Annotated in this window: 10 protein-coding genes; 3 read left to right on the plus strand and 7 right to left on the minus strand. The window is 63.7% G+C overall.

Annotation, left to right across the window (positions count from 1 at the left end; all coding sequences use genetic code 11):
- Positions 1 to 9: 9 nt before the first annotated feature.
- On the minus strand, positions 10 to 774 hold the full coding sequence (locus IPK59_22855; protein MBK8161469.1) for an SDR family oxidoreductase: 765 nt from the start codon (positions 772 to 774) through the stop codon (positions 10 to 12).
- Positions 775 to 905: 131 nt separating this feature from the next.
- Here IPK59_22855 and IPK59_22860 point away from each other — a divergent pair, with 131 nt between their 5' ends.
- The gene (locus IPK59_22860; protein MBK8161470.1) at positions 906 to 1,814 is read left to right on the plus strand and encodes a LysR family transcriptional regulator; all 909 of its coding nucleotides are present in this window, start codon (positions 906 to 908) and stop codon (positions 1,812 to 1,814) included.
- Between the two features lie 12 nt (positions 1,815 to 1,826).
- Here IPK59_22860 and IPK59_22865 read toward each other — a convergent pair whose 3' ends face one another.
- The 6 genes from IPK59_22865 to hrcA all read right to left on the minus strand — a co-directional run bounded on the left by IPK59_22865 (position 1,827) and on the right by hrcA (position 7,780).
- Positions 1,827 to 2,915 carry an ATP-binding protein gene (locus tag IPK59_22865; protein ID MBK8161471.1) on the minus strand — a complete coding sequence of 363 codons (1,089 nt, stop codon included), beginning with the start codon at positions 2,913 to 2,915 and terminating at the stop codon, positions 1,827 to 1,829.
- A 156-nt stretch (positions 2,916 to 3,071) separates the two neighbouring features.
- On the minus strand, positions 3,072 to 4,385 hold the full coding sequence (locus IPK59_22870; protein ID MBK8161472.1) for a methyl-accepting chemotaxis protein: 1,314 nt from the start codon (positions 4,383 to 4,385) through the stop codon (positions 3,072 to 3,074).
- Positions 4,360 to 4,896: a PAS domain-containing protein gene (locus IPK59_22875; protein MBK8161473.1), complete on the minus strand. Its 537-nt coding sequence runs from the start codon at positions 4,894 to 4,896 to the stop codon at positions 4,360 to 4,362. The genes IPK59_22870 and IPK59_22875 overlap by 26 nt, the downstream gene beginning before the upstream one ends.
- Before the next feature lie 148 nt (positions 4,897 to 5,044).
- Entirely contained in the window at positions 5,045 to 5,974 is a 930-nt protein-coding gene (locus tag IPK59_22880; protein MBK8161474.1) for a DMT family transporter, read from the minus strand.
- Positions 5,975 to 6,015: 41 nt separating this feature from the next.
- Positions 6,016 to 6,639, minus strand: coding sequence for a nucleotide exchange factor GrpE (gene grpE / locus IPK59_22885; GenBank protein MBK8161475.1), 624 nt, complete (start codon positions 6,637 to 6,639; stop codon positions 6,016 to 6,018).
- Positions 6,640 to 6,685: 46 nt separating this feature from the next.
- Complete coding sequence (gene hrcA, locus IPK59_22890; GenBank protein MBK8161476.1) at positions 6,686 to 7,780, minus strand: heat-inducible transcriptional repressor HrcA; 1,095 nt, start codon at positions 7,778 to 7,780, stop codon at positions 6,686 to 6,688.
- Positions 7,781 to 8,308: 528 nt separating this feature from the next.
- Here hrcA and coxB point away from each other — a divergent pair.
- Both coxB and IPK59_22900 read left to right on the plus strand, forming a co-directional pair.
- Positions 8,309 to 9,211 (plus strand): cytochrome c oxidase subunit II, encoded by a 903-nt coding sequence (coxB, locus tag IPK59_22895; protein MBK8161477.1) that lies wholly within the window; start codon positions 8,309 to 8,311, stop codon positions 9,209 to 9,211.
- Between the two features lie 47 nt (positions 9,212 to 9,258).
- Positions 9,259 to 10,716: cytochrome c oxidase subunit 1 (locus tag IPK59_22900; GenBank protein MBK8161478.1), on the plus strand; the 1,458-nt coding region annotated here is incomplete at its 3' end.

Genomic DNA, 10,716 nt, shown 5'->3' on the forward strand with positions numbered 1-10,716 from the left:
GCTGGGGTTTCAGGTCCGGGTGATCGAGACGCCGCCATCGACCAGGGAGGCCGTGCCGGTGACGAAGCTTGCGTCGTCGGACGCCAGATAAAGCACCGAGCGGGCGAGTTCCTCGGGGCGGCCAGCGCGCTTCAGGGCATGAAGGCCGGTGAGGAAGGCCTGGGATTCGGCTGTGTCGTTCATCTCGCGATACATCGGCGTGTCGACGGCGCCGGGCAGGATCGCGTTGACGCGGATATTCTCCGGCCCATGTTCGGCGGCCAGCACCTGAGTGAGGCCGATGAGGCCGGATTTGCTGGCGGCATAGGCGGCGGTGCCGGGGAAGCCCACGGTATGGCCGACAAAGGTCGAGGTGAAGACGATCGAACCGCCACCGCGCTTGCGCATGGCCGGGATCTGATGCTTGGCACCGAGGAAGGCCGAAGTAAGGTTGATGGCGAGGGTCTCGGAGAAGCCCTGCTCGCTCACCTCGGTCACCGGCCCGAGGGCGCCCAAGGTGCCGGCATTGTTGAAGGCGATGTCGAGGCCGCCATAGGTCGTCTCAGCCAGGGCCACCAGGGCCTGGGCGTAGTCTTCGGAGACGACGTCGCCGGCCAAGGCGATGGCGTCACCACCCGCGGCCTTGATCTCGGCCACCAGGCTGTCCAGTTCCGCCTGGCGCCTGGCGCCCACCACGACCTTGGCGCCTTCGGCGGCGAAGAGCTGTGCGGTCGATCGACCGATGCCGGAGCTGGCGCCGGTCACGATGGCCACTTTTCCAGATAAACGATTCATGACGGTACCCCTGTGTTCGGCGGGAGCCCGATGCCCCCTTGCATGGGGAGAAGGTAGTTCTTCAGTTGACATGAACCAATGGTACGGAAATGATCATATCATTCAGTTTTTATGAATAATGAGGATCAGCCATGGACCGGCTGCGGGCGTTCGAGGTATTTGCGACCGTGGTCGCCAAAGGCAGCTTCACCAAGGCCGCCGACGCGCTCGACACCTCGCCCGCCAATGTGACGCGCTATGTGAACGAGCTCGAAGCCCATCTCGGCACCCGCCTCCTCAACCGCACGTCGCGGAAGATTTCGCTGACCGAGAGCGGGCGGGCCCTCCATGAACGCTGCACCGGAATTCTCGACGATGTCGCAGAAGCGGAGGCGCTGGCCAGCGCCACGGCGCTGCGGCCGCGCGGGCGCCTGCGGATCAACGCGCCGGTCAGCTTCGGCATCAGGTATCTTTCGGCGTTATGGCCGGACTTCATGCGCCGCTATCCGGAGATCGAGCTCGACATCGACCTCATCGACCGCGTCGTCGACATGGTCGAGGAAGGCTATGACCTGGTGGTGCGCGTCTCGCCGCAGGGATCGACCGCCCATGTCGCTCGGAAGCTCGCCACCTCCCGCAACATCGTCTGCGCGGCACCTGCCTATCTGAAGCGCCACGGCACGCCGAGGGTGCCGGCCGATCTCGCCGCCCATGACTGCATCGGCTACAGCTATGCGGCGACCGGCGATGACTGGCATTTCACCGGCCCCGATGGGCGGCCGGAGAGCGTCAGGGTGCGGTCGGTGCTGCGCAGCAACAATGGCGACACGATGCGGGGGGCGGCCATCGCCGGGCGCGGCATCATGCGACCGGCCAAGTTCATGGTGGCCGACGATCTCAAGGCTGGACGGCTGGTTGCCATCCTGCCCGATCATCACCTGCCCGACACCGATCTGCTGGCGATCTATCCCAGCCGCCGCCATGTCAGCGCCAAGGTGCGGGTGATGGTGGATTTCCTCAGCGCTTCGTTCAAGGGCACGCCGCCCTGGGACAGGGCTTAGAGGGACCGACGCCTACGCGTCCGCCGGTGCGGCGCTCGCGCGGGCGAAGAAGAGAGTGACGCGGAGGCCCTTGCCGGGCAGGGAGAGAATGTCGACGCTGGCCTTGGCGTTCTGGCGCAGCGATTGGAGGATGAGGGCGCTGAGCTTGCCGGGCTTGGGCCAGCTTTGCGCATCGTCGAGGCCGATGCCGTCATCGGCGACGATGACCTTGCAGCCCGTCTCGTCGACCAGGGCATGCAAGGTAATGGTGCCGCCGTCGCGCCCGGTGAAGGCATGCTTCAGGGCGTTGGTGAGGAGTTCGTTGACGACGAGGCCGGCCGGCATGGCGACGTTGATCGAGACCGGCCAGGTGTCAACCTTGAGATCGAGGCGGATGCCTTCGACCGCATGGGCGGTCATCACCGCTGAGGCGATCTGGCTGAGATAGATGCCGAGATCGACGCTGTCACCCTTGCCGTCGTCGGAGAGCGAGCGATAGAGGAGTGCCAGGGAGTTCACCCGGCCAGCGAGGCGCTCGAACTTCTTGCCGGTGCCGTCATCCTGGATGTTGCGCGCCTCCAGGCGGATGAGCGCCGTGATCATCTGCAGATTATTCTTCACCCGGTGCTGCAGTTCGAGGAGCAGGACATCCTTTTCCGCGAGGCGCTGCTGGAGCTCTTCATGATCGGGCTGGTCGGCGCCCTTGACCTCGGCCAGTGCGACCAGGCGAAAGGTCGGCGTGCCATGATCGTCCACGATGATGTTGGACCAGGCATTCACCATCATGGGTTTGCCGGCCAGGATGATCTCGAAGACGCCGATGAAATCCTCGTCGCCCTTGATGGCGTCGCTGAGGCCCCGACCATCATCCTTGGCGGCGGCATCACCAGGCAAGGCGGTCCAGGGGCGGCCCTGCATCGCGACCGCGGACATCCCGGTCAGGCGCTCGAATTCGAGATTGGCATAGGTGATCAGTTTTTGTCTTTCAAGGGTCGCCACCGCGATGGCGACGGGCACGTGATCGAGGAACTGCTTGAAACGCTCGCTTTCGAGGGCGCCGGACAGATCGGGTGTTTCCAGCAATTGTTCGCGCGGCGTGGTGTCTGTTTCGGTGCCGGTCATGCCGGGTTCCAGTCTTGCTGCTATGCGGCTGGTTATAGCAGGTCCCGGCCACGGCGATAGAAGGCCGGTGGAGAAATTCGCGCGGCAAAGTCGGAGAATAGGTCGGCGCAGAAGTCGGAGAAAACGCCGGGGAAAGTTCTTTTGACGCCGTCCACCCTAGGACGCGTGGATGCTGACCAGGAATTTCTCGACCTCGGTGCGCAGCGTGCCCACTTCGCCGCCGATGCGGATCGAGGCGCCGTTGATGCGGGCGGCGGTGTCGCCGGTGCCGCTCGCCGCTTCGCTGATGCTGGCCACATTGGTGGAGACTTCCGAGGTGCCGGCCGAGGCCTGCTGCACGTTGCGGGCGATCTCCTGGGTGGCGGCCCCCTGCTCGGCCACCGCCGTGGCGATGCCGGCCGAGATTTCGCTGATGAGGCGGATCGTCTCGCTGATCTTCTGCACGGCGTCGACCGATTCATGAGTCGCGTCCTGCATTTCGGAGATCTTGGCATTGATCTCCTCGGTCGCCTGCGCCGTCTGGTTGGCAAGGCTCTTCACCTCGCCCGCCACCACGGCGAAGCCCTTGCCGGATTCGCCGGCCCGGGCGGCTTCGATGGTCGCATTCAAGGCGAGGAGATTGGTCTGGCTGGCGATCTCGCTGATCAGCCTGGTCACGTCGCCGATGCGCTGGCCGGCTTCGGCGAGGCCGCGAATCTGCACATTGGTGCGTTCGGCCGCGGCCACCGCCTGATCGGTGATGCGGGTCGATTCACCGACCTGGCGGCTGATCTCGGCGATCGAGGCCGTGAGTTCCTCGGCGGCACTCGCCACCGTCTGCACATTGCTGGAGGCCTGGGCCGAGGCCGCGGCCACGGCGGTCGCCTGGCGGCTGGTCGCATTGGCGGTGCCGGCCATGCTTTGCGCATCCGACCCGAGATCGGCCGCGGTACCCGACAGAGTCTTGGCGACCGCATCCATGCTGCTGCCGAAATCCGCGGCGACCTGGGCCATGGCCCGCACCTTGGCATCCATGGTGGCGGTGCTGGCGTTGATCATCTCGGCACCGCTTTTGAAGACGCCGGGCAGGCCGCGCACCAGCACCTTGCGGAAGCGCTTGCCGCGGCTGAGATATTTGACCGACGCGGTCGCTTCGCGCACGAAGGCGTCGCTGATGTCGAGCATATCGTTGATGGCGATCTGCATGCGGCCGAGATCGCCCTTGTCGGGCCGGCCGGGGATGCGCGCCTCGAGATTGCCGTGGAACGCCTGGGTGCAGACATCGGCCGCGATCTTGATGTGTCGCGCCGTCCGGCGCAGCGACCACAGCGCATAGCCGATCGCGCCGCTGAGGATGACGAGTTCGGCGATGCGATCCCAGGGGGCGAGAGCCGGCCCCATCAGCAGGCCGCGCGCGGTGACCGCGACGAGGGCGAGGAGAGCCAGCCAGAGCGCCGCGCCCGCCTTAGATAGAGAAGATGAATTCGTCATAATCTTGTCCCTTGTCGCGGAGCAGGTTCAGCATCATGTCGTAGGCGCGCAGCATGCCGTCCTTGCGGCTGTCATGGCGGTTCTCTTCGGCGAGCAAGGCGGCATAAAGCGGCTTCACCTTCTCGATCTGCGCCAGGTCAGGTTTGCGGCGGTTGGAATGATAGCCGATGATGTTCTGGTTGACGTCGAAAGTGGGCGTCACATGGGCGAAGACCCAATAGTGATCGCCGTCCTTGGCCATGTTCAGCACATAGGCGAAGATTTCCTCCTTCGCCTCGATCGTGTCCCACAGCAGCTTGAAGACGCAGCGCGGCATGTCGGGATGGCGAATGATGCTGTGCGGGGCACCCACCAGTTCTTCGAGCGGGAATTTGGAGAGGCGCTGAAACACGCTGTTGGCATAGGTGATGCGACCTTTGAGGTCGGTCTTGCTGACGATGAGTTCGTCCTCGCGGTAAGGACATTCGACACCTGTCGGTCGAACGGTTCGCCGCGTTTGCGCTTCAATCATGCCTGCATCCCAATTTCCTGCCGGGCCGTCCTGGACTCCACGCGCGCAGCAAGACCTGCAACTCGTTGATACGGCGATACCCGACCTTGTCGGAAAATGGTTTCCAATCGTTTAATGGGACAGAGTTCTTGTCGAACCTGCATTCGGTTCAGGCCGATTTGGGGCCGCGGTCAAACGTGGTCGCGATAATGCCGGCGACGATGACGAGCCCACCCATCCAGGTAGCAAGACCATAGCGCTCGTCCAGCAGCAGCGTGCCGAGGAACAGGCTGGTGGCTGCCGCCACATAGCCGATCTGGCTGAGATAAACCGGACCACCCACCACCTGCAGGCGGAAGAACAAGGCGAACATGGCGGCGGCGATCACCACCTGCGCCAGCACCAGGCCGGGATGGGTGGTGGCGAGCGCCGCGAAGGGCAGTGTGCCATCGAACAGCACCGCAGCAATGATGAGGAAGAAGGCCGCCACCGCGTTGCTGCCCATGGCCAGCACCAGCGGTTCGCCATCAAGCGGCCAATCGATCGTGCGGTAGACATTGCCGGCCGCCAGGCTCAGGGGAATGACGAGGGCGAGCAGCGCCCAGGTGAAATCGGCCGGGCGATCCACCTGCCCCTTCGAGAAGACGACGATGAGGGCGCCCACGCAGCCAAGGGCGATGCCGCCGACGCCGAGCCAGCCCGGGCGCCGGGTCCCGAGCAGGATGGAGAAGGTGAGCGTCATGATCGGCGACAGGGTGAAATAGAGCGTGGTCATGCCAGCACCCAGATGCGGGATGGCGGCATAGATGATGAGATTGGGGATGACGTAGGCGAGCAGCGCCGTCACGAGATAGTACCGGAGATGCGGCAGATCGAGGGGAATGCGCCGGCGTTGCAGGATCAGCAGCGCCAGGAGAACCAGGGCACCGCCGCCGGCAATGGCAAAGCACCAGGCAGCGGTCGAAATGCCGCTTTCCCGCGCGACCTTCCCCAAGGGCGCAAAGAGCCCCAGCAGCACACCGGTCGAGAGCAGCAGGCGCAGGGCTGTGAGATTGGGGGCTTTGAGATTGGGAGCTGGGAGATTGGAGGGCGGGTGCATGGGGAGCGGGTGGCCGGGACGCGGCCTCCCTTGTCTTGCGCTTACGCCACCGTGTCCACATGCCCGGAAGCATCGCCGGCGGGCTTCGGATCGCTCCCCTTTTGATCATTCTTGGCGACGCCGACCAGAGCCGGGCGCAGCAGGCGGTCGTGCATCACGTAACCGGCCTGGAGCACCTGGACGACCGTGCCGTTCGGCTGGTCGGTGCCGGGGACCTCGAACATGGCCTGATGGAGATTGCTGTCGAACTTCTCGCCTTCGGGCCACAGGCGCTTGATCTGCTGGCGGGTGAAGGCCGCGTCCAGCTGGCGCTCGGTCGCGGAGACGCCGTCGAAGAGCGATTTCAGCGCCTCGTCCCTGGCGACCGCCTCGGCCGGGATGGCGGCCAGCGCCCGGTGCAGATTGTCGGCGACGTCGAGCATTTCCTTGGCGAAGCTGGAGGCCGCGTATTTCGCGGTCTCGTCGCGCTCGCGGGTGAGGCGGCGGCGGGTGTTTTCGGTCTCGGCCACCGCGCGCAGGAGCTGGTCCTTCATGGCGAGGTAATCGGCCTGAAGGGCGGCAAGATCGACCGGGCCCCCGGGGATCTCATCGCCCCTTTGATCAAGCGGGGCCTGGTCGATCGGCCGCTGCATGTTGTCAAAAACGTCTTTTTCCTCAGAACCCATCGTCACAACAACCAACTCCTGATCAAACTGCTTAAACTTTGACGGCTCAACCGAGAATCCGGCTGATGACCTTGGCGGTATAATCCACCATGGGAATAATCCGCGCATAATTAATGCGGCTGGGACCGATCACGCCGATGGCGCCAATCAGCCGGCGCTGGCTGTCGCGATAGGGCGAGATCACGGCGGAACAGCCGGCGAGGCCGAACAGATCGTTCTCGGCGCCGATATAGATCTGCACGCCGTCGGCGACCTCGGCCGCCTCGACCAATTTAAGGAGCTGCTCCTTGGTTTCAAGGGCGGCAAAGAGCGAGCGCAGGCGCTCGAGATCGCCGATGCCGGTGACATCGTCGAGGAGATGGGCCTGGCCGCGCACGATGAGCGCACCGCTGTTGTCGTCCTTGGCCCAGGAGGCAAGGCCCGCCTCGACCACCTGCTTGGTCAGTTGATCCAGGAGGGCGCGTTCAGATTCGAGTTCGGTCAGGATCTGGTCGCGGCCCATGCCCAGCGTGCGGCCGGCAAGGCGCGTGGTCAGATAATTGGTTGCCTCGACCAAAGCCGAGGTGGGGAGGCCGAGCGGCACGTCGACGATGCGGTTTTCGACCATGCCGCCCTCGGTCACCATCACCACAAGGGCGCGGCCGGGGGCGAGATGCACGAATTCGATATGCTTCAGGGGTCGGTCGGTCTTTGGCGCCACCACCATGCCGGCGCAGCGCGAGAGGCCGGAGAGCATGAGGGTCGCCTGGTCGAGAACTTCGGGCAGGGAACGGCCGGTGGCGGCGCATTGCACGTCGATCGAGGCGCGGTCGTCCTCGGTGAGGCCACCGGTTTCCATCAGCCCATCGACGAAGAGGCGGAGACCGAGATCCGTCGGCAGGCGGCCGGCAGAGGTATGGGGGGCGAACAGCAGGCCCAATTCCTCAAGGTCCGCCATCACGTTGCGGATGGTGGCCGGGGACAATTGCCCGCCGGTCAACTGGCCGAGGCGGCGCGAGAGGGTGCGCGAGCCCACCGGTTCGCCGGTTTCGACATAGGTCTCGACGATGGTGCGGAAGATGTCGCGCGAGCGCGCGGACAGTTCGCTCAGTACCGGGCGGTGCTGAGTCTGGGTCAATCCCGGATTGCCGCGATATTGCATGGCGTTGCCCAAAAGTTCCGACTCTCTCCAACCGCCTGGGATTTAAGCGTTTCGTCGGGCTGGTTCAATGTTCGGCTTCATTATGCCCGAGGAACGGCCGGAGCCGCAAAGAATCGACAGGCCGGGAATCGACCGGATGGTGGATTCACGGGGCCGCACAGAGTGTTAACGAATATTAACCATGCCGCTTGCGGCACATTGCCGCATAATGTCTGCGGTTTCGCGCCGTGGGCGGGTACCGAGGGGGTTCAGGACGCGTTTAGAGCCGCTCCGGCCCCTTCCAGGCCTTGGCAAAGCTTGAGCTAGCGCAAGGTCCCGTGTAGTTTCAGCCTGCTTTCGGTGTGTTTCCAAGACTATGGATTCCGGAGCACGAAATCTTTAGGGGATGCGCGAAGGCTTGGCGCCAGGATGGGCACAGGCCGTCGCGAGTTTGATCATGCCAGGGTGGTTGGGTCCCGGTCCTTGTCCGAGGATTATTATCCCAATCCCCTAGCCAGAACGGATGGGACCGATATGTTTCTCAAGCGCATGAATGCCGGCGTCACACGGGCGGCCCTTGCCACGGCTTTGCTGAGTGCCACTGTGCTGGGAGGCGCCGGATCGGCGTTGGCCCAGGATGTGGTAATCGGCGCCTCGCAGCCCAAGCAGTTGGGCATGCAGACCGCGGCGACCTCGATCGCGGAGGACAGCCATTTCTTCCACAACATGGTGCTGATGCCGATCATCACGGTCATCACCATCTTCGTGATGCTGTTGCTGCTGTGGATCATGTACCGCTTCCGCGCGTCGAAGAACCCGGTGCCCTCGAAGACCACGCATCACACCGGCCTTGAAGTCGCCTGGACGGTCATTCCGATCCTGATCCTGATCGTCATCTCGATCCCGAGCTTCAAGCTGCTCTACAAGCAGCTCGACCTGCCGCCGACCGACCTCACCATCCGCGCCATCGGGCATCAGTGGTACTGGTCGTATGAATATCCGGACAATGGCAACTTCACCTTCGATGCCAACATGATCCAGACCGCGGATCTGAAGCCCGGCCAGCTGCGCCTGCTGGAAACCGACAATGAAGTGGTCGTGCCGGTCGGCAAGAACATCCGCATCCAGATCACCTCGACCGACGTGATCCATGCCTGGACCGTGCCCAGCTTCGGCATCAAACACGACGCGGTCCCCGGCCGCGTCAACGAGAGCTGGTTCAACATCGATGCCGACAAGCCGGGTCTTTACTACGGCCAGTGCTCGGAACTGTGCGGCACGGCGCATGCCTATATGCCGATCAAGATCCGCGCCGTGACCGAGGCCGAGTACAATGCCTGGGTGGCCGAAGCGCAGACCAAATTTGCCAAGGTAGACGGGGTTCCGACCGATGCCGCCGATGCGACCGATGTCGCCGACGCAGCGCCGATCGCGATCCAGCCGGCCAATTGAACCCGCATAGCTAATCCGAGCCAGGAATACGAGTTAGGACAAGAGCCATGAGCCCCGTCAGTACTGCCCATCACGACGCCCATCACGATCATCACCCGACCGGCATCACCCGCTATCTGTTTTCGACGAACCATAAGGACATCGGCACGATGTACCTTATCTTCGCGATCATCGCGGGGCTGATCGGCGGCGCCTTCTCCATGTATATGCGCGCCGAGCTGATGGAACCCGGCATCCAGGTGTTCGGCACCGATGCCCAGGTCGACGGCCAGCGCTGGAACGTGTTCATCACGGCCCATGCGCTGCTGATGATCTTCTTCACGGTCATGCCGGCGCTCATTGGCGGGTTCGGCAACTGGTTCGTGCCGCTGATGATCGGCGCGCCCGACATGGCGTTCCCGCGCATGAACAATATCAGCTTCTGGCTGCTCATCCCCTCGATCGCCCTCCTCGTCGGCTCGTCCTTCGTCGATGGCGGTGTGGGTGGCGGCTGGACGCTCTATCCGCCGCTCTCCTCGGAGGGTCAGCCGGGCATGGCGGTCGACATGGCCATCTTCTCGATGCATCTGGCCGGCGCCTCCTCGATCCTCGGCGCCATCAACTTCATCACCACCATCTTCAACATGCGCGCCCCGGGCATGACCTTGCACCGGATGCCGCTGTTCGTCTGGTCGGTGCTGGTGACAGCCTTCCTGCTGCTGCTGTCGCTGCCCGTCTTCGGCGGCGCCATCACCATGCTGCTCACCGACCGCAATTTCGGCACCGCCTTCTTCAAGCCTGACCAGGGCGGCGATCCGATCCTGTTCCAGCACCTGTTCTGGTTCTTCGGCCATCCGGAAGTCTACATTCTCATTCTCCCGGGCTTCGGCATCATCAGCCAGATCGTGTCGACCTTCTCAAAGAAGCCGGTGTTCGGCTATCTCGGCATGGCTTACGCGATGGTGGCGATCGGCTTCGTCGGCTTCGTCGTCTGGGCGCACCACATGTATACGGTGGGCCTCGATGTCGACACGCGCGCCTATTTCACCGCCGCCACCATGGTCATCGCGGTTCCGACCGGTGTGAAGATCTTCTCGTGGATCGCCACGATGTGGGGCGGCTCGATCGAGTTCAAGGCGCCGATGGTCTGGGCCTTTGGCTTCATCTTCCTGTTCACCGTGGGTGGTGTGACCGGCGTGGTGCTGGCCAATGGCGGTCTCGACCAGAGCCTCCATGACACTTATTACGTCGTCGCCCACTTCCACTATGTGCTGAGCCTGGGTGCCGTGTTCTCGATCTTCGGTGCCTATTACTACTGGATCAGCAAGATCACCGGGCGCGAGCATCCGGAATGGTCGGGCCATGTGCATTTCTGGCTCACCTTCATCGGCGTCAACCTCACCTTCTTCCCGCAGCATTTCCTGGGGCTGGCCGGTATGCCGCGCCGCTATCCGGACTATCCGGATGCCTACGCCTTCTGGAACTATGTCTCCTCGATCGGCGCTTTCATCGCCTTCGGCGCGACC

Source organism: Rhodospirillaceae bacterium (assembly GCA_016712715.1).
In the GTDB taxonomy this organism is placed as follows: Bacteria; Pseudomonadota; Alphaproteobacteria; order Dongiales; family Dongiaceae; genus Dongia.